The organism is Alteromonas lipotrueae (genome assembly GCF_019249255.1).
GTDB classification, from domain to species: domain Bacteria; phylum Pseudomonadota; class Gammaproteobacteria; order Enterobacterales; family Alteromonadaceae; genus Alteromonas; species Alteromonas lipotrueae.
Window position 1 is genome coordinate 26,210 of record NZ_JAESDJ010000013.1, and the last position, 19,831, is coordinate 46,040.

Consider the following 19,831-nt stretch of genomic DNA (forward strand, 5'->3'; position numbering starts at 1 on the left):
TGCTCTTTGCTGAAGCATTTCCTCGTGTTCTTTTTAGAAGTCGTTTTTGGTAACGTCTTAGTGTAACGGGGGGCGTGTGCAATATTCCTAAAAATGCCATGATAGCCCACAAGTCGCTATGTAGCATGACTACTGAGCCTGCAATATTGCAGACCTTCGTGTGATAACTAAGATATATGCTTGTTTTCTTAACTTTCTAAAAGCAGAATGCAACCATAAAAATAGTGTATCGCCAGATAGTTGGAAACTTTATATGATTGGTTTTTTCAAGCCTGCAGTACATAAAACTCGGTTAAACGAACAAGAAATAGACCCAGTTTATAAAAAGCTTAGATGGCAGGTATTCCTCAGTATCTTTGTCGGCTATGCGGGCTACTACCTTGTAAGAAAGAATTTTTCACTGGCCATGCCTTATTTAATTGAAGAGCAAGGCTTCACAAAAGGTGAGTTAGGTTTTGCGCTGTCTGCAGTCTCTATAGCCTACGGGTTAAGTAAATTTTTAATGGGCAATGTTTCTGATAGAAGCAACCCCAGATATTTTTTAATGACAGGGTTATTACTGTCTTCCTTGGTCATGTTTATTTTTGGTTTTGTTCCATGGGCAACCCAGAGCATAGCAATTATTTTTCTGCTGCTTTTTATTAACGGCTGGGTGCAAGGTATGGGGTGGCCCGCCTGTGGCCGTACTATCGTACATTGGTACTCGGGGAATGAACGAGGACAAGTTGTTTCGGTTTGGAATATTGCTCATAACGTTGGCGGCGGACTCATTGGCCCTTTATTTATCTTGGGAATGGCGTGGTTTAATGATTGGCATAGCGCTTTTTATGTACCCGCAGCCTTCGCCGCATTAATCGCCGGTTTTGTATTTTTAACCTTACGAGATACACCGCAAAGTTGTGGTTTGCCGCCTATTGAGGAACATCGTAATGACTATCCCCTCGATTATGAAGAAAAGCATGAGCAAGAACTCAGTGCTAAAGAAATATTTGTTACCTACGTGTTGAACAACAAACTCCTGTGGTTTATCGCTATTGCCAATGCGTTTGTGTATCTCATTCGATATGGCGTTTTAGATTGGGCGCCGACGTACTTGTCAGAAGTAAAAGACTTCTCATTCGAGCATAGTTCTTGGGCGTACTTGTTGTATGAGTGGGCGGGCATTCCAGGTACGCTGTTATGCGGTTACATTAGCGACAAATGGTTTAAAGGCCGTCGTTCACCAGCTGCTATTTTGTACATGGTGCTCGTATTAGTCGCCGTTCTTGTATATTGGTTTAACCCTGCTGGAAACCCATCCATAGATATGGCTGCGCTAATGGCTATCGGCTTTTTAATCTATGGACCTGTTATGTTGATAGGTTTATACGCGCTAGAATTAGTGCCGAAGAAAGCCGCTGGCACGGCAGCCGGGTTAACAGGACTGTTTGGGTATCTTGGTGGTGCTGTTATCGCTAATATTGCCTTGGGTTTTACCGTCGATTACTTCGGTTGGAATGGCGGGTTCATACTTCTCACAGGTGGGTGTATTTGTGCCATTGTGCTAATCGGGTTTACGGTAAAACATGAAATTGCGCATTTAAAAAGTAAAGAGACGTCTGCAGCTAGTTAAATGATGACGTTTCTTTAACGCTAGAACTATCAAGATAGACTGGGTAATGGACAGCCCGGTCCTTTCTTACATTTTGTTGAGTGACTGCTAGGCTCAAGCTAATAAGTTTGACTTAAATGCTCTACGCGTCGCTGAAGCATTTCTTTGTAATCTTGCCTGGCATCGGCCATAAAGGTGATGTACATACCGCAAAGCACTTGTGCTCTGTATCTGTCTAAATCAATATAGCTATTTACCCAATCTTGTCGGGCCAAGCGTTGGCAGCCAAACACCTGTCTAGCCAGAATTTCGGTGTTGATATTACCTAACAAATAGCCATCTTCACGGCCTTTTTGGCACACCTGTGAGCAGATATCTAAGGATGTCTGAAAAATACCTCCGGGTAGTTTTTGATCAAATATTTTCGTGTTTTCCCCAGCTACAAAGGCGGCTTTATACAACCCCTCATTGGCCCTAAAAAGCGAGATAAGTTTATCGATAAAAGCTTCGCTTGCCGTGATAGGATCAGATAATACAAGGTCTGCAAGCGCCTTTTCTACTCGCTCAATCATTTCAATAACGAGCCTTTCAAAAATATCCGCTTTTTTACCAAACAAATTATGAATGGTGGGCACGGTCACGTCGGCAGCAAGGGCTAACTTACTCATGGTAAGCGCATCTACGCCTTGGGTGGCAATAATATCTCCAGCGCGCTCTAGAATAATATGTTTGCGTTTATTGACGTTGGCTGCTCTAGTGCTGCTGCCTCGTGCTAACCCTTTTTGTGTCATCGTTATTTTTCTGCCTAGGTGACTTGCTTTATATACGTTGTTACTGATAGCTCAGCATTAAGACACAGTTTATCATTTTTATTTTTGTTGACCACAGATTTTATTGATCGTAAAGTTTTATTGCTAATAAAAACTGTGAGATCAAAAATGACAACCATAAAACACCCTGTAGATATTAGTGAATCAATTGAAGCCTGCGCGGCGCATTACGGTAAAGATGCTAACGCGATGAAAAGCTACTTGTTGGAAGGTCAGCGTAAAGCGCTTGCGATGGATAACCGCGGCCCGCTCAAGTTTGAAGCAGATGGTTCTCTTGCCACCCACATTAAAGATGCTTACTCAAAATATGGCTTTTATATATTTGAGGGGTTAATCTCTGATAAAGAACTCGCCGATTTAGAGCAAGATATCGAACGGCTAAAAACTCAATTTCCATTAAAAAATGGCGAAAAATTAAATGCCCAAGGAGAAAAAGCACTTGCCAGTGATGCTTTAGGGCCTAGATTAATTTGGTCAAAACCACTTGGCGATCCTTTAGGCGGAACCCCTATCGCAAATGGGCGTCATCAGGTGAAATTATTTGAGCCCTGCGCCGCCAAAGATGCCCCAGAGGAAGCGGTATTTGTGCTACTCGGTTCACTTGAATATTCTGACGCTTGCTTACGTGCTTATGCACACCCGTAATTGTTAAAAGTAGCCGAATCTATTAATGGTAAAGACTTTGCGCCTTTTCATGAATGCTTGTTTATCAAAGAGCCCGGGTTAGGCGCTGCGGTATCTTGGCATCAAGACGGTGATACTCACTGGAATAGCCCAGACTTCGATGAAGGCATTCATGGTTTTAATTTTATGGCACAGGTTTACGGAAGTACCGCAGTAAACGGGGTGTGGGTAGTACCTGGTACGCATAAACAGGGCAAGCTTGATATTAAAGAAATGGTGGCGCAGGCGGGTAGCGAACGGTTAACTGAAGCGGTCCCTATTATTTGCAATGCCGGCGATGTAGTTATCTGTAACCGTCAAATTGTACATGGCTCTTTTGCCAATACAGGCTTTGAGCCTAGAGTTACAGTGAACTTTGGATTCCATCGCCGGAGTTCGGTGTTGAATGTCAGTGGAGCGGGTATTCATTGTGCTTCGCAAGAATTCGACGACGAACATATTGCAAAGCGAACGGCGGTATTAGGTTATGCCATTGATGCTCGTATGAAAAAGTATCCAGAAGAGACACCTTATGTTTATGCATTATTTGCAAATTCCGATACCCAGTTTGAATACAACAATGATACAAAGGAAGCACTAAAAGACTACAACCTTTTAGATCTTAGTATTTAGCACAGCAGTAGGTTAATCATGAGCAAAACAGCGACAGCAAACAAAGCGAATATCGTCATATTGGGCGCTGGGAGCATTGGATGTTATTTAGGAGGTTGTTTGCTGTCTATTGGCGCGAATGTCACCTTAATTGGCCGTGCAAGACTTAAAGATCAAATTGCGAATAGCGGCTTAACGTTAACCGATTGGCGCGGCAGAAATACAAAACTTAAACCAGCAGACATTCATTTTACTGAAAATGCCGAGGTCATGGCGAGCGCTGATTATGTTTTAGTGTGCGTAAAAAGCGGTGATACCCAAGAGGCCGCGTCGCTTATTGCGGAATATGAAAATAGTGACTCGTTGAAGGATAATCCTGTTGTCATCAGCTTTCAAAACGGGGTAAGAAACGGTCAAGTGCTATCAGAATGCTTACCGAATCATACGGTCATGAAAGGCATGGTTCCCTTTAACGTGCTGGGGCAGGGCGACGGGCATTTTCATTGTGGCACAGAAGGGAATTTGTGTGTTGAAGACAAAACTGGGAAATCGGGAGATCTCGTCGCCCTGTTTGACATGGCCGACTTACCTGTTCATGTGTACAAGGATTTATCTAGTGTGCAGTGGGGTAAGCTGCTCATGAATTTAAATAACGCCGTTAATGCACTTTCTGGCAGGCCATTGCTTGAGCAATTGCACGACAACGAATACCGAAAAGTAATGGCGGTTGTGCTAAAAGAAGCTTTAGTCGCAATGAAAGCGGCTGGTATTGAACCAGCTAAAACAGGTAAGGTCGTCCCTAAGCTTATGCCTTACATTATGTCTTTACCTAATTTTCTATTTAAAAAGGTGGCTGCAGCTACGTTAAAAATTGACCCTCAGGCACGCTCATCTATGTATGAGGATTTAGCGCTGAATAGAAAAACAGAGGTCGATTACCTAAATGGCGAAATTGTTGCTTTAGGTGAAGCTCATCAAGTGAGTACCCCCGCCAATACCGCAATAGTAAAACTCATTAAAGCGGCTGAAAATGCAAGAGACGGGTCGCCGAGGTTGAGCGCCGCCACTTTACAACAAGCGATAGTAGCTAATTAGCCTATCGCTTTTAATCGTCTTGAAGGTCGTTAATATCGTCAATAATATTGTTGAGCTTTTTCAGCAGGTGTGACTTCTGTTTTGCGGTCATTGTCTTTACCAGTGCATCGGCTAGCGATAAATATGCTTCTCGATTAGCTTGTCTGCGTGCTAGGTACTCTTCGGTGCGGTAGTCATCAGGGTGAGTAAGTAGGTGGGTTAGCTTTTGTTGAAACGCTTCTGTGTTTTGTCTGCTTGCAAACAATCGGCGCGCTTCATTCTGCATGGCTAATCGGTATTCAAGCCAGTTTCCACGGGTACGGGCAAAGTGAGGGGCAGCGTTCGCCACCATGGTTTTTTGCTCGTCAGTTAAATCCCCCAAATTTTCTTCAAAACCTTCCTCAAAATTCTCAATTAACTTTTCAAGCCTTTCACTTTCAGACATTGAGTCGTACTCATCAAGCTCTTCTTGCTCTTCGTCATTTTCTTTTTGGATGGCAGCAAACAAATAAATAACTTGGTCGTCACTTAAGCGGGAAGCGAGTTCTGCTAACTCAGGCGCTATTTTTGAGCGTAACGTCATTACATGCTCATTAGCCTGATTTAGATGATTAGCTATAACTGCTTTGTTTAACTTATCTTGTTTTATCTCTTCGGTAATCTGCTCTAGTTGGGCCAAATATAAAGCCAATTGTTCTTCTCTGTGCCAATCAATCCACCCTTCAAGCTTAATATCGAAAATAGCTTCTTGTGAATCGTTAAGCTCTACATAATCGTCCATGTACCAATAAATAAGCCAATCGAGGTTATTGTATGCAAGTTTAGACGAGCACCCTGTCAGTACTAAGAAGCCAAGAATAAGCCATAACTTGTTCATCTTTTATTCCGTTGTAGATGTAGCTATTAGCTACTGATATATAAATTAATTACTGAGCACTAATAGTTCTTAGTAATTTAGCCGCCTTTTGGATTTCAAAATCGATAAATCGCTGCTGAATTTCTATGGCAGCGCCACACATAATATCTGGTGACTCGAGAAAATCTTTAGGTGCTGCTACCACCTCAAAATGTGCCTTACTGCTATCCTTCATGTCTTTAACTAAATTCGTGATGATGTCATCACTTTCCTCATCAGAATACAAAGAGGGGCTTACCTGCTGATGAGCAATAAGCTTTGCTAAAACCTCAAGCTCAAGTGCCTTTACTTCGCTCGATAGCTGAGCTTCATTCCCAGCATGGTGTTCTAGTGGCACCTCTTCGGGATACACAAATGCGGCGCAGGCAAGGGGATATTGCCCTTGAAGTTCTTGCATTTGTTTTATCATTACATGCCAATAATCAACGATGTCGGCATCACTACCATGGGCGATATAATGCGTAATTCTCGCTTCAAACACCGCTCGAGCTCGGGTTGCAATAGCATTAATAGAAGCGCCTTCCCGTAAACCCTCTTCATTTATAGCGACAATTCGATAGTAGGTATCTGGATCTTTGTCTTTCATGGCAACCAAGTAGGCATGAGTCAATAAACCAGATTCTACTGCTTGCGTGTTTATTTCGCTTTCGTCTTCATAGCCACTGAACCCGTAGGCGCTACTGTCCACTACTTTACTGACAATACCTGCTCGTAAAAGTTCTTTGTGAGAAGGAGCCCAAAGTTCAGTATTCGGCGTATTTCGTATTTTTTTCGCAAACCAATTTGGAACATCGGCATCTTTATACGCTTGGTCAAACGCGGAACTTAACTCTGTGTTGTCATGCATAGACTTGCCGCCTAATGCGGGAGCGTGAAACTGCAACACGCCGTCTTCACCCAATAGCCTTTCTTTTCCCGCTAAATACACAATACTGCATGCCGAAGAGCACGAGGTTTTCACAAATGTATTAAGTCCATATTCTTTGACTACAGCAGCTAGACGAGTCGCGCCGATAAGTCTTCCGCCAATACTGTGTAAGTGTATTGTTGTTATGTTTTCATTCTGTTTCAGTACATCTAGCAGTAGTAGTTCGGAGCCAATTTCTATACCGCCATAAAGTTCTAGCTCGGTGCCATTATTTAAAACTCTAAACTTGGTAGGGGGATAGGTGGATTCAGCGCCAATTAAAGAGATACTTTCAGTAATGATGGGTACCCCTGACCGATAGAAATCTACAGTGAAATTTATCATTCCTACTACTGTCATTATTATCGCCATTGTTGCCCAACCAGCAGAGCCACCGCGATGAGGGTGACGGATGGCAGAGCGAATTACGCCAACCGATTGCCAGATAACCACGGGCGTTAACACCACGTACAAAAGCATCATGTATATACCAAGCTCAGCTCGCGATGATGCACTTTCTATTTTAAGTTCAACAAATGAGCTTAGCGCAAGTGCACCAAGTGTTATTAAAATGCCAACCACCCAATAACTGATAGGTAACGATACTTGGCCTTTCCAAAAACGAATTAGCCAGTTTGCATGCAATGCTTCGTCATCGTATCTATCTTCCGCCAATAATGGGTCGTGATTGGCAGTATTTTGAGGATGAGAACTATCTTGATGCTGAGACGTTTCGGTTTTACTTGTTAAGGGTTGTCTTAAGGCTATTTCCTTTAGCACGGCAGACACTCTATCGGGATATTGCTCTTTGTCGATGTTGGCTAACACATCTTCAAGTTCGGCAAGGCTGTAGTTTGAATAATCCGGAGCTTGCATTAAATACTTCCATGTGGCTTTTATATTATTGAAGATGACATTCATTGACGTGTTAATAATACGGAATATTAGCCGCTAACACTACAGTATTCACCATATCTACCTGAATAGATGAGGAAAAACCATGGCAACACATGAAAAGCTAAACTACGTTGAGTTCGGTACATTGGATATCAACAGTACTAAACGCTTTTTCGAAACCGTATTTGGTTGGGCATTTACCGATTACGGGCCTGAATACACGGCATTTGCTAACCAAGGATTAGACGGGGGCTTTTTTAAAGCTAAGCATGCTGGCATTACAGAAAATGGCGGTGCGTTATTAGTTTTTTACAGTGCTGATATTAAGCAAACGTTAAGCAAGGTAGAAGGCGCTGGTGGCGATGTGAACAAGTCTATTTTTGAATTTCCAGGGGGCTGCCGGTTTCACTTTATTGAGCCTGGGGGTAATGAATTCGCGGTTTGGTCTGAAAAGGAATAGGGCATAAATAATAGGAAGTTAGAGAAAGTACTTTAACAAGAGTACATTAACAATAGAACGTCAGCACGACTGCCTTGCTAGAGAGGTATTACCAATCGAGCCTTAGCAAAAAGGGGGGCGGTAGTAGTTTAATACAAAAAAGCCCGGCTTAAAAAGCCGAGCTCCAAATGTTATAGCCGAGTTTATGTTTAAATTCGGCTTATCTAAGCCTTACCAAGAACAATACGCAGCATTCTTCTAAGCGGCTCGGCAGCACCCCATAGCAGTTGATCGCCTACGGTGAAGGCTGAAATATATTCTGGCCCCATGGTCAGTTTACGAATTCGACCTACAGGAATAGACAATGTGCCTGTCACTTTTGCAGGCGTTAATTCTTGCATGGTGGCATCACGATCGTTTGGTACCACTTTCACCCATTCATTGTGCTGTGCAAGAATTTGCTCAATGTCTTCAACTGGCAGGTCTTGTTTAAGCTTGATGGTAATAGCTTGACTGTGACAACGCATAGCGCCTACACGCACACAAATGCCGTCAATAGGAATAGGCTGATCAGTTAAACCCATAATCTTATTGGCTTCAGCTTGTGCTTTCCATTCTTCACGGCTTTGCCCAGAAGGCAGCTGTGAATCAATGTAAGGAATTAAGCTTCCTGCTAGCGGCACGCCAAATTGCTCAGAAGGATAATCTTCGCTTCTGATAAACTCAGCTACTTGCTTGTCGATGTCTAAAATCGCCGACGCTGGATTGTCTAAATTTGCTTGTACATTAGTGTGAATGGCACCCATTTGGCTAATAAGTTCGCGCATATGCTTAGCACCCGAACCAGAAGCAGCTTGGTATGTCATGGGTGAAGCCCACTCAACCAAGTCTTTTTCGAATAAGCCACCTAGTGCTAACAACATTAACGATACCGTGCAGTTTCCGCCTACGAAAGTGCGAATGCCGCTTTCTACGCCAGCGTCAATTTCTTTACGGTTTACAGGGTCTAAAATAATGACCGCATCGTCTTTCATGCGAAGCGCTGACGCTGCGTCTATCCAGTATCCATTCCAGCCAGTATCGCGCAATGAAGAGTACACTTCTTTGGTGTAGTCACCGCCTTGGCAGGTAATAATAATATCTTGCTTAGCTAACGCTTGAATATCAAAGGCGTCTTCTAGTACACCTGCGTTAGCACCGGCAAAGTCTGGCGCTGGAAGGCCTTTTTGAGAAGTGGTAAAAAATGTGGGTTCAATGTGCGCGAAATCTTGCTCTTCTTGCATGCGCTGCATTAACACTGAGCCAACCATACCGCGCCAGCCCACTAAACCTACTTTTTGTTGAGACATTAACTTGAGAACCCTATAAAACTAAACTGTGTATTCATGTTGAACTAGCGGTGATATCGCCCTGCCAACCCTATACCTGTCGCATTATCATTATTATGCCTGCAGTCTATAAACAATTTAAAACGCTGGCTAGCGGGTTTTTAGAAATATTACGTTATAGATATAAGTGAATCACATTTGGTTAGTACATTATCAATTTTTTATTGAAACTAATTCTTAAAATGCTTAATTATCATTCATGTTCGAGGAAGGTAATCTTGGTTCAACAGTTTTTCAGACCCTAGCAGCATAAATGAGTACCGAGTCAAACGCGCCTAATTTTGCGAAAATTAACAACGGCTTTCGCAATGTCTTTAACAATGGTCGTATGTCGATAGGCTTAGTTGTGCCAATCGAGTCTTATCCATATGGGCCTGTCCCCACTATGCAAGACCATATAGAAAGAGTGAAGCTTGCAGAAGGCTTAGGCTTTAAAGCTGTGTGGATAAGAGACGTTTTATTCAATGTGCCAACATTTGGCGATGCAGGGCAAGTATACGACCCTTTTGTTTATCTAGGCATGCTTGCAGGACTGACGAAAGCCATTACGCTTGGCGTAGCATCTTTGGTACTTCCTCAGCGCCATGCCGCACAAGTTGCTAAGGCTGCTGCGAGTATCGACGTACTCAGCGGCGGACGTCTAGTGTTAGGGGTGGCCTCTGGAGACAGACCTGAAGAATACCCGGCTATTAACCTAGGGTTTGATGACCGAGGCGAACGCTTTCGTGAAAGCGTGGAATATATAAAACGTATGATGCAAGGGTATGGCCAAATTAACAATAGCTTTGGGCATGTGAATGGAACCTTGGACTTACTGCCCAAGCCCCATGGTGAACGCTTTCCAATGATGATCACTGGGGGCTCTCAACAATCACCGAACTGGGGGGCAGAGCACCTAGACGGGTTAATTACGTACCCCAGAAGCCCTAAAATTCAAGCTCACGTGGTTGATAGTTATCGCTCACGTGTGAATACCTTTACCAAACGAAGTAAGCCGGTGATGCAACCGCTCTATATAGACGCAAACGATAATTCTCCGGTATCACCAATTCATTTGGGTGTGCGCTGCGGAGTAAACCGTTTATTAGATTACCTTTTAGTATTGCGTGACAGTGGCGTTAACCACGTTGCACTCAACCTTAGGTTTAATCGCACTCCGGTTGAAGAAACTTTACAAAAACTGTCGGAAATGGTGTTACCGCATTTCCATTCTGACGAATTTAGTCATCAAGCTATTTTGCAAAAAGAGGGAATGAACGGATGAAAACAATATTAGTGACAGGCGCGACCGACGGCATTGGTCTTGAAACCGTCAAATTGTTAGCTCACGAAGGGCATAATTTGATCATTCACGGAAGAAGTGCTGATAAATTAAAGCGTGTAGAGCAAATGTTAGGTGCCGATTACCCTGCAATAAAGGTGACAGGGTTCGTGGCAGATTTAAGCGACTTTAAAGCAGTAGATAATTTTGCAACTCATGTGGCAGACGCTTTTTCAGCGATTGACGTTATCATTAATAATGCTGGTGTGTTTCACTCTCCCTCAATTGAAACAAGCGCTGGCTTAGACGTACGCTTCATGGTGAATACGATTGCGCCGTTCATCATTACTAAACGTTTGTTGCCACTTTTGCCAAGTGATGGCCGAGTAGTTAACGTGTCATCTGCGGCACAAGCCCCCGTAAACTTTGACCTGCTAAGCCAAGGCCCTTCTATGAGTGACGGCATGGCATACGCACAAAGCAAGCTTGCTATTACCATGTGGACGCGCTTTTTTGCCGAAAAATACGAGGCAACAGGGCCATTGTTTGTGTCTGTTAACCCTAAATCTTTGCTTGGAAGTAAAATGGTGAAAGAAGCTTATGGTGTAGCCGGTGGTGATTTAGCAATAGGTGCGACGATATTTGTGGAAGCTGCCGTTAGTGATAGGTTTGCTAACGTAAAAGGTGAATATTTCGATAATGATAACAATCAGTTTGCGCCTGCGCATCCATTTGGTGAAAACCCAGCAAATAGAGAGCAATTGGTTAATGTGATTGAAGCTATTGTCGCCAGCCACTTAAGTTAATATTTTTCAAAATTATCATGTTTATGTAGAACACATCAGGTCACCTGGTGTGTTTTGCCTATTCGGCACTATTTCTCTTTTTCAATCACGCCCTTATTCTCATCCTTATTAACGCTTGCCTTGCGAGTCTGTAAAATATTCCTACTTGGATACGTAATTAAAACGCCTAGGTAGCACGAACTTTACGCAGCTTCCTATTAATGCACCCAAATGCCCAATGCGCCATTTTCAACAAGGCGGCCATATGGCAATACAAAAGCCTAAAGGGCGCGCCAACTACGAACCAAATTCGTGGGATGCCGATGAAAATAACCCTCGTGCGTGTCCAGAAACGGGTTTCCAATCACATGCAGAGCCTATGGAAGGCAGTAAAACACGCTACCGTTCAGAAACCTTTGCAGACCATTACAGCCAAGCGCGACAGTTTTATATCAGTCAGACTGGGAAAGAACAAAAACATATGCGCGACGCATTTAACGCTTTTACTCTAATCGAGACGGGCCCTAGTTATCAACCTGAGGGGGGCGCTTTATAGGCGTTTCCCCCTATACCCAAGCAAAATTTCCCGTGCTAAGTTGGGTTTTTAATTTAGAATAGCAAAAAGGCTCGTGAGCTTTACTTTGCGAGTTGCGCATTATGTAAATAGCATTTGCGGTAAAAAAGTAGCAGGGCTCTATGAAATTTATAAGAGCGTAATTTCAGACGTCTTCTATAGTGAAGCACATTATTAACCATCGCGATGCCAGAGGAAAATATGCAGTACGATTCACATCAAAAGTTTTCACCTACCACTTTATTTCTACATTGGCTTGTTGGCTTAATCATTATTGGCATGCTGGCTTCTGGCGTCTATATGGTAGAGGAAAATGCCTATTGGGTATTTTCATGGCATAAATCTTTTGGCTTTATTGTGCTATTCCTTGCATTAGCCAGGGTGGCGTGGCGAATGAAGAATGGTTGGCCTACAGCGGCAGGGGATTACTCTGCGTTAGTGCATGGCGTAGCTAAAGTGATTCATTGGGTACTTATTCTTAGCACGCTGCTAATGCCGATATCTGGGCTTATGACCTCGGTTCTGGGGGGGCACGGTTTATCTGTGTTTGGATTAGAGGTGTTCGCTCAAAATTTCAGTGTAGAAGATCCTGAAAAAACATTGCCAATAAACTATGAGCTTTCGAAAGTTGGCGGCACTATGCATCATTATTTAGGCTATGTACTCATTGGTGCTGTACTGCTTCACATTGCAGGCGCGTTAAAGCATCATGTTATGGACAAAGATGGCACGTTACGACGTATGCTGGGCAAGAGCATTTCATGATTAAAGCCCAAGATTAATGCCTTCGAATAGGCAATAAAACCTAATAGAAATTATTTAGTTATTTAAAAACCACAGTTTACTTACTGTGGTTTTTTTATGACTTTTCTATTAAAGACCCGCTTCTCGCAATGCCTTATCCCAGTAGGGTTCACCACTGTATCGCTCCTTTAAAAAGTCGATAAAGGCGCGCACTTTGGGCGCCAATAAACGGTTGCTTGGATATACTGCCCACAGTGCACATTCAGCAGTTAATGGATAATCTTTTAAGACTTGAATCAATTGACCACTTTTAAGATACGGGTAGCTACACCACGTGGCGGTGAGGGTTAAGCCATTGCCACCAATGGCTGCGTCGCGCACCGCTTCACCATTATCCATACGAATTCGCGTTTTAGGTTTTATCGATACTACGCCCTGCGGTGTGTTGAATTCCCATGTTTCTAAACCCATAAGATTTACCGCAGCATGTTGAGGTATGTCTTGTGGGGTTTTCGGCGCACCATATTTCTTAATATAGTCTGGTGACGCTACAATAATTCGCTTGTCATCAGCCAGTTTCCTAGCGTGTAGATTAGAGTCTTTTAGCACCGCGTCACGAATTGCTACATCAAACCCGCCTTCTATCAAATCCAAAATACTGTCGCTGAATCGAAAGTCGATATTTAACTGAGGGTAAGATGCTAAGAATTCTTCCATAGCAGGTACTAAGTGTAGGCGACCAAAAGAGGCTGGAGCGGTTACTCGCAATGTGCCCTGTGGCGTTTGTGAGCCAACGCCAACGGCAGCTTGAGCGACCTCAATACTCGATAACACTTCTTCCGCATGAGGTAAAAATAGTTTTCCTTCATCGGTTAACGACACTTTTCGCGTGGTTCGGTGAATAAGTCGCACGCCCAAATTTTCTTCCAATTTATTAATGTGAGCGCTGGCCACAGCCGGTGAAACATTCAGTTCACGCCCAGCAACACTGATGTTATTGGTATTGGCGATACGTACAAAAAGCTTAAGGTGGTCGATGTTCATCATTGATTATCAATAAAATCTAAAAACTGTATGTGGTTATAACCCAATTATCATATGTATGGCTAGTGTCTATTATAACCCTCGAACTTAACGCAACGAGGTGAACTCTCATGAAAGCAATGGTTATTAACGAATTTGGTGGTCCTGAAGTATTTACTGCGGCTGAAGTAGACGCGCCGCAGCTTAAAGTTGGTCACGTGATTGTGCGTATTGCCGCAACCAGCGTGAACACAGTAGACACCATGATACGAGAAATGGGTCAAGACCTACCATTTGCTCCTGAACTGCCTGGAGGTGTATTAGGGATGGACTTTGCCGGTACGATTGAAGCCGTTGGTGAAGGCGTAGATAATTTTAGCGTTGGTGATGAAGTTTATGGGTGTGCGGGTGGCCTAGCCGACTTGCAAGGCTCGCTGGCTGAATTAATGTTAGCCGACGTTCGTCTTATTGCGCCTAAGCCCAAATCGTTGTCGATGCGTGAAGCAGCAGCTTTACCTTTGGTGGGGATCACCGCTTATGAGGGACTAACCCGCGCACAAACTGCAAAAGATCAAACTGTGTTGGTCCATGGCGGCGCTGGCGGTGTGGGTCACCTTGCTATCCAAATGGCCCGTTACTTTGGTGGATCAGTTTTTGCTACAGGTGGTTCCGACGAGCAAGCCGCCCTTATTGAGAAACTCGGTGCTACTTATATTGATTTTCGCTCAGAAAAAGTGGCTGATTATGTTGCTAAGCATACTGGTGGCGCTGGTTTCGATGTGATTTATGACTCTGTGGGTGGCGGTAACCTCCCTAACTCGTTTGAAGCTGCAAAGTTATGTGGTCAAGTAGCGACGACCGTGTCGTTTATTGAAACAGATTTAACCCCAGTGCACTTCAAAGGTTTGAGTTTGCATGTTGTATTCATGCTGATCCCTATGATCCACAACTACAAGCGTGAAAGTCATGGCGCTATATTACGCGCTATTACCGACATTGTTGATGTAGGCGCATTAACCCCCGTCTTGGATAGCGAAGTGTTTACCCTTGAGCAAGCAGGTGATGCTCATGCGCGCTTAGCAAGCGGCAAAGCCATGGGCAAAATTGTTATCGATGTCGCCTCTTAAATTTTCGTGCACAGGTTCTTGTATAAGTTTTTGAACAAGCTCTTGAATATGTTTTTGAAATAACGACTTGTGCTAACTTTTAAATTTGTACTATTTACTTTCCCTAAGCGCTTTCCCTTTGCGCACTTTTCCCCTTGGCGTTTGCAGTTTGCTCGCCAAGGGGCTTTTATTTTTCCTCTCGTCTTTAATTAATCGTCACTATCCTTATCTTTATACTCATCAATAGATCATATTTACTTATGTTCATATGTTGCGTTGCGAGTTTTTTAGCGCTATTGGTATTTTATACTCGCAACTATTGTCACTTGCTAATCAGGAAGGAAATCTTATGAAAGTAATGCGTTTGAAAGACAACAGTGAAGGCTTAGCATCACTTTACTGCGCAGACGAAGCAGAGCCAACCGTCGTCGGCAATGATGAAATTAAAGTAAGGATCCACGCTAGCTCTCTAAATTATCATGATTATAGCGTAGCGACGGGCGCTATTCCCACTGAGGGCGACCGCATCCCTATGTCTGACGGCGCTGGCGTAGTGGTAGAAGTTGGGGAAGGCGTTACACAATTTTTCCCAGGAGATCATGTGGTTTCTACCTTTTTTCCCGACTGGTTAAGTGGCGCACCTACAGTAGGTGATTTTAGTCGCACACCCGGCGACGGTATTGACGGCTACGCCAGAGAAGTCGTGGTAAAACCGCAGCAGTGGTTTACTAAAGCACCTACAGGGTGGTCTCATGAAGAAGCCGCTACTATCACTACGGCAGGGCTGACCGCATGGCGGGCTTTAGTTGTGGAAGGTAACTTGAAGGCGGGCGACACGGTTCTATTGTTAGGTACTGGTGGTGTTTCTATATATGCGCTTCAAATAGCCAAAGCAATGGGAGCGAAAGTGGCTATAACCTCAAGCTCTGATGAAAAGTTAGAGAAAGCTAAAGCCCTAGGTGCAGATTTTACGGTTAATTATAAAACAGACGAAAAGTGGGGGAAAACCGTTGCCAAGTGGACCGGCGGGAAAGGAGTCGATCACGTAGTAGAAGTGGGCGGCCCTGCCACATTAGGGCAATCTATTCATGCATGTAGAGTAGGGGGAAGTATTGTACTTATTGGGGTATTAACCGGTATTAAAGGTGATATTCCAACGGCTACTCTTATGCGAAAACAAATTAGGTTAACTGGGGTTATTGTGGGTAGCAATAAAGAGCAATGTGACTTTGTTAGTGCCTTGGAGTGTTTGGATTTTAAACCTGTGGTTGATACTACATTTGCCCTTGAAAGGCTATCGGATGCGTTTGCTTTCGAGGAATCGGGTAAACACTTTGGCAAAATTTGCGTTAGCCTTTGATCCAAAATTTGAGGGCAGCAATATTGAACGCAGCGCCCTTATAAAGGAATATAAGAATCGCTAAGGTTAACATAAAAGGAATACCATGAGCTTGTCCCATATCATGTCAACGCGTGTGGTCAGTGTACACATGGATGATAGCCTAGAATTGATACAAACTTTGTTCGCCGAAACGGGGTTTCATCATTTGGTGGTAGTGCATCAGAATCAACTGCAAGGCATCATTTCAGACCGCGACGTATTAAAGGCCACCAGCCCTTTTGCCAATACGGTTAATGAGCGTTTTCGTGACCGAGCGACACTGGAAAAAAAAGCGCATCAGATTATGACGCGAAACGTATTAACCCTTTCTGCTAGCGATTCTATTGTTAGCGCAATTTCCTTGTTCAATGAAAATAAGATTTCCTGCATCCCCATCATTGATGAGAAACGATGCCCAATTGGGATAGTATCTTGGCGAGATGTGATGCGCTTTATGGAAGCGAGGGTGAATGCTAAGAAAGGTTAATCTGCTAATTAAGGGGGGAGCCGAAAAGACAAATTAGCGACGTTTACATGAATAAAGAAGGTGCGTTTATACGCACCTTCTTTGTTGGTTAGCTTGCCATATGTAAACTAACTGGTTTTTCGATAACTCACTCTAAATAAGATGCTATACAGTACAGGTACGGCGATAAGCGTGAGAATGGTGGCAAAGGTTAATCCGCCCATAATCGTAACTGCCATGTCGGCAAAGAAGGCATCGAATAACAGGGGTGCCATACCTAAAATGGTGGTTAATGCGGCCAGCGTTACAGGACGTAAACGGCTTAATGTCGCTTCCACTATCGCTTTTTTGATTTCTAGCCCTTCTTCAATTTGTAGGTCTATTTCTTCGATAAGTACAATGGCATTTTTAATTAACATGCCGAATAAACTTAAAAACCCAAGAAGTGACATAAAGCCAAATGGCATATTGGTAGACAGAAGGCCTGTTACTACCCCGACAATAGCCATAGGTACCACTAACCAAATGATTAGCGGCTGACGAGCGTGGCCAAATAACAGTACAGAGATAATGAACATCACTAAGAAACCCACAGGTAAGCCTGCACCAAGTGCAGCTTGAGCATCGCTAGAGCTTTCAAATTCGCCGCCCCATTCAAGAGCATAACCGGCAGGAATGTCCATCGCTTCAATTTGAGGGCGAATACGCGCAAATGCTTTCGCGGCAGTTTCATTGTCGCCAGGCTCAGCTTCTACCGTGATGGTACGCAATCTATCTTTTCTATGAATGCGAAGCTCTTCGGTCACAATATCTAAACCGCTTGATACTTGCGTAAAAGGTACGTACTGACGTTGCTGAGACGACCATACTTGGCTCTCTCGAACTGATTGAATGGCAGTGTCATCGGGATGCCCCATTTTTGCCACAATACTGTAGGCATAGTCTCCGTCTTGCACACTGCCTAAGCGCAAGCCACTACTAGCATATTGCACGGTTTGACTGAAATCTGAATGAGACACGCCTGCAATTCCCGCATTGTAATTATCGTACTGGGTATTGATGGCGACACCTTTTTCACGCCAGTTATGTCGAACATCTTTGATATTGCTGTCAGCTAACATCATGCCTTTCGCTTCTTCGGCGAGGGTTCGTAAAACTTCTGCATCAGGGCCTGAGAATCGTGCTTCAAGTTTAGCGCCAGAACCTGGGCCAAACTGCATACGTTCTTGGTAGAAGTTAGCATCAAGGTCGATATTGTTGAGTAAGCCGGAAAGCTTTTCTTGAACGGCAGGAATATTCTCTAACTCATTAACCCGTACCATGAAAAAGCCGTAGTTTTCATTGGCACTTTTGGGTGCGTAAGTTAGCGTAAAGCGGTCTGCACCTTGACCAATAATGGTGGTGACTGCCGTTACATTTTCTTGCGCTAAAATACGTTGCTCAGCTTCTTTAATGATTTTTTCGGTAGCCCGAATATCACGGTCTTGAGGGCCCCAATAATGTACAAAGAAAAGCGGGGCGTTTGAGGGTGGGAAAAAGCCTTGTTTTACCATACCGAAACTGCCATAAGCTACTACGGTAATGACCATTAGCATAGCAATGGTCACCCATCGTAATTTCAATGCCCCGGTGAGTGTTTTGGTGAACCAGCGCTGCAGCAGGGTAGGTTCATCGCCATCGGTTTGCTTCACGCCTTTGCGAAAAACTAACTCGCCAAGCACTGGCACTAAAGTAACGGCTAGCACCCAGCTCATCATTAAAGAAACTAATACAACGGCAAATAAGGAATACAAGAATTCACCGGTGGCATCATCAGATAAACCAATTCCAGAGAAGGCCGCGATACCTATTACTGTTGCGCCTAATAAAGGCCACTGCGTTCGTTTCACAATAAAGCTTGCTGCATCTTTGGCCGACGCGCCGGTAGCCATTCGAAGCATCATGCCTTCGGCAACGACAATGGCGTTATCTACCAACATTCCCATGGCGATAACCATAGCGCCAAGAGAGATACGCTGAAGCTGAATATCCATTAGCCACATGATAAGAATAGTGCCAAGCACGGTAACTAATAGCACCGCGCCCACTACTACGCCAGAGCGCCAACCCATGAATAGGCACAGCGTCAGGGTCACAACGACTACCGACATCACTAGGTTTGCAATAAAGCCATCGACCGATTCGTCAACTACCGCAGCTTGGTCGTAAATCGGGGTAAGGGTAATACCCACAGGAAGGGTATTAAGTAGATGATCCACTTTAGCATTTACCCGAGTGCCTACATCAACAATGTTCACGTTAGACAGCGCTGAAACCGACACAGTTAATGCTTCTTCACCGTTATAACGAATAAGCTGAGACTGAATATCAGCAGGCTCTAACTTGAGGGTGGCTACATCGGAAACGCGAATAGAGCGATTGGTACCAGGAATAACTAACGAAAGGTTAGATATTTCTTTAATTTTATCTGGTGCCCGTTCTACGATTAACCGCACATTCTTTTCGTCTACCAATACTCTGCCGCCGTTAAAAGGGCGCAAGTTGTCTTCAAACAGCGAGGTTAGATCAGGAAAGGATATACCTAATCCGGCAAGCTGATAAGGATTCACGTAGGCAACTATCTGTTCGGTTTGCACACCACTTACAGTGACCTTCGCAACGCCTTCTGTCGTTAACAGGTCTCTTCGAATTAAGCGCGCAAATTCCCGTAACTCACTGGTGGTAAAATCGGGGGCACTTAGGGCGTAATATAGCCCGTAAACATCACCAAAATCATCGAAAACCACAGGGTCTTTTGCACCGGTCGGTAAGGATGTAGCGGCATCTCGTAAGCGCTTCCTAAGTTCATCCCAAATTTGAGGAAGCTCGTTACTGTCATAGTTGCTTTTAACTTCAACGGTAATTTCAGACAAGGCTGGCGAAGAAATTGATGTCAGCTTTTTAAGCTGCGGCATTTGCTGGATAGCAATTTCAAGAGGTTCGGTAATTTCCCGTTCCACTTTCTCTGCGCCGGCGCCAGAGTAGCTGGTGTAAACCTTCACCTGTTTAATCGTGAATTCGGGGTCTTCCAAACGACCAATATTGGTCATTGCGATAATACCGCCTAACAGTAGTATCACTACCATTAGCCATACATTTACGGGTTTATCAATTGAATAACGAGCGATATCCATA

The 19,831-nt window shown here is 43.9% G+C and carries 17 protein-coding genes and 1 pseudogene; 12 read left to right on the forward strand and 6 right to left on the reverse strand.

Annotated elements, in window-relative coordinates; genetic code table 11:
• The first annotated feature begins 253 nt into the window (after positions 1 to 253).
• Positions 254 to 1,612, forward strand: a complete 1,359-nt coding sequence (gene glpT, locus KYS23_RS16050; RefSeq protein WP_218419383.1) for a glycerol-3-phosphate transporter — start codon at positions 254 to 256, stop codon at positions 1,610 to 1,612.
• A 98-nt stretch (positions 1,613 to 1,710) separates the two neighbouring features.
• Here the strand turns inward: glpT and KYS23_RS16055 are convergent, their stop codons facing one another.
• Positions 1,711 to 2,382, reverse strand: coding sequence for a TetR/AcrR family transcriptional regulator (locus KYS23_RS16055; protein ID WP_159531442.1), 672 nt, complete (start codon positions 2,380 to 2,382; stop codon positions 1,711 to 1,713).
• A gap of 147 nt (positions 2,383 to 2,529) precedes the next feature.
• Here KYS23_RS16055 and KYS23_RS20750 point away from each other — a divergent pair, with 147 nt between their 5' ends.
• From KYS23_RS20750 to KYS23_RS16065, 3 genes are read left to right on the forward strand one after another with little or no spacing between them, the layout of a single operon-like run.
• Positions 2,530 to 3,066, forward strand: coding sequence for a hypothetical protein (locus KYS23_RS20750; RefSeq protein WP_246604446.1), 537 nt, complete (start codon positions 2,530 to 2,532; stop codon positions 3,064 to 3,066).
• A complete protein-coding gene (locus KYS23_RS20755; RefSeq protein ID WP_246604447.1) occupies positions 3,067 to 3,717 on the forward strand; it encodes a phytanoyl-CoA dioxygenase family protein in 651 nt (216 codons plus the stop codon).
• Positions 3,718 to 3,735: 18 nt separating this feature from the next.
• A complete protein-coding gene (locus tag KYS23_RS16065) occupies positions 3,736 to 4,791 on the forward strand; it encodes a 2-dehydropantoate 2-reductase (protein WP_218419384.1) in 1,056 nt (351 codons plus the stop codon).
• 10 nt (positions 4,792 to 4,801) lie between these two features.
• Here KYS23_RS16065 and KYS23_RS16070 read toward each other — a convergent pair whose 3' ends face one another.
• Together KYS23_RS16070 and KYS23_RS16075 are read right to left on the reverse strand one after the other, a co-directional pair.
• Entirely contained in the window at positions 4,802 to 5,647 is an 846-nt protein-coding gene (locus KYS23_RS16070; protein WP_218419385.1) for a DUF6279 family lipoprotein, read from the reverse strand.
• A gap of 49 nt (positions 5,648 to 5,696) precedes the next feature.
• A complete protein-coding gene (locus KYS23_RS16075; RefSeq protein WP_218419387.1) occupies positions 5,697 to 7,469 on the reverse strand; it encodes a hypothetical protein in 1,773 nt (590 codons plus the stop codon).
• Between the two features lie 124 nt (positions 7,470 to 7,593).
• On the opposite strand from KYS23_RS16075, the gene KYS23_RS16080 reads away from it, so the two are divergent.
• The gene (locus tag KYS23_RS16080) at positions 7,594 to 7,950 is read left to right on the forward strand and encodes a VOC family protein (RefSeq protein WP_218397933.1); all 357 of its coding nucleotides are present in this window, start codon (positions 7,594 to 7,596) and stop codon (positions 7,948 to 7,950) included.
• Between the two features lie 203 nt (positions 7,951 to 8,153).
• On the opposite strand, the gene asd is transcribed toward KYS23_RS16080, so the two are convergent.
• Positions 8,154 to 9,278: an aspartate-semialdehyde dehydrogenase gene (gene asd, locus KYS23_RS16085; protein ID WP_159531430.1), complete on the reverse strand. Its 1,125-nt coding sequence runs from the start codon at positions 9,276 to 9,278 to the stop codon at positions 8,154 to 8,156.
• A gap of 292 nt (positions 9,279 to 9,570) precedes the next feature.
• Here asd and KYS23_RS16090 point away from each other — a divergent pair, with 292 nt between their 5' ends.
• The 4 genes and pseudogenes from KYS23_RS16090 to KYS23_RS16105 all read left to right on the forward strand — a co-directional run bounded on the left by KYS23_RS16090 (position 9,571) and on the right by KYS23_RS16105 (position 12,702).
• A complete protein-coding gene (locus tag KYS23_RS16090) occupies positions 9,571 to 10,581 on the forward strand; it encodes an LLM class oxidoreductase (RefSeq protein ID WP_218419391.1) in 1,011 nt (336 codons plus the stop codon).
• Positions 10,578 to 11,384 carry an SDR family NAD(P)-dependent oxidoreductase gene (locus tag KYS23_RS16095; RefSeq protein ID WP_159531426.1) on the forward strand — a complete coding sequence of 269 codons (807 nt, stop codon included), beginning with the start codon at positions 10,578 to 10,580 and terminating at the stop codon, positions 11,382 to 11,384. Before KYS23_RS16090 ends, KYS23_RS16095 begins: the two co-directional genes overlap by 4 nt.
• A gap of 136 nt (positions 11,385 to 11,520) precedes the next feature.
• Positions 11,521 to 11,859 (forward strand): annotated as a pseudogene (locus tag KYS23_RS16100) (catalase); the annotation flags it as partial.
• Positions 11,860 to 12,138: 279 nt separating this feature from the next.
• On the forward strand, positions 12,139 to 12,702 hold the full coding sequence (locus tag KYS23_RS16105) for a cytochrome b (protein ID WP_218419392.1): 564 nt from the start codon (positions 12,139 to 12,141) through the stop codon (positions 12,700 to 12,702).
• A 108-nt stretch (positions 12,703 to 12,810) separates the two neighbouring features.
• Here the strand turns inward: KYS23_RS16105 and KYS23_RS16110 are convergent, their stop codons facing one another.
• Positions 12,811 to 13,725, reverse strand: coding sequence for a LysR family transcriptional regulator (locus KYS23_RS16110; protein ID WP_159534581.1), 915 nt, complete (start codon positions 13,723 to 13,725; stop codon positions 12,811 to 12,813).
• 110 nt (positions 13,726 to 13,835) lie between these two features.
• Here KYS23_RS16110 and KYS23_RS16115 point away from each other — a divergent pair, with 110 nt between their 5' ends.
• The 3 genes from KYS23_RS16115 (at position 13,836) to KYS23_RS16125 (ending at position 16,678) form a co-directional block, all read left to right on the forward strand.
• Complete coding sequence (locus KYS23_RS16115; protein WP_218397930.1) at positions 13,836 to 14,831, forward strand: zinc-dependent alcohol dehydrogenase family protein; 996 nt, start codon at positions 13,836 to 13,838, stop codon at positions 14,829 to 14,831.
• Positions 14,832 to 15,159: 328 nt separating this feature from the next.
• A complete protein-coding gene (locus KYS23_RS16120; RefSeq protein WP_159531420.1) occupies positions 15,160 to 16,170 on the forward strand; it encodes a zinc-dependent alcohol dehydrogenase family protein in 1,011 nt (336 codons plus the stop codon).
• An 85-nt stretch (positions 16,171 to 16,255) separates the two neighbouring features.
• A complete protein-coding gene (locus tag KYS23_RS16125; protein ID WP_159531418.1) occupies positions 16,256 to 16,678 on the forward strand; it encodes a CBS domain-containing protein in 423 nt (140 codons plus the stop codon).
• A gap of 107 nt (positions 16,679 to 16,785) precedes the next feature.
• Here the strand turns inward: KYS23_RS16125 and KYS23_RS16130 are convergent, their stop codons facing one another.
• Positions 16,786 to 19,830 (reverse strand): efflux RND transporter permease subunit, encoded by a 3,045-nt coding sequence (locus tag KYS23_RS16130; protein ID WP_159531416.1) that lies wholly within the window; start codon positions 19,828 to 19,830, stop codon positions 16,786 to 16,788.
• Between the last annotated feature and the right edge of the window lies 1 nt (position 19,831).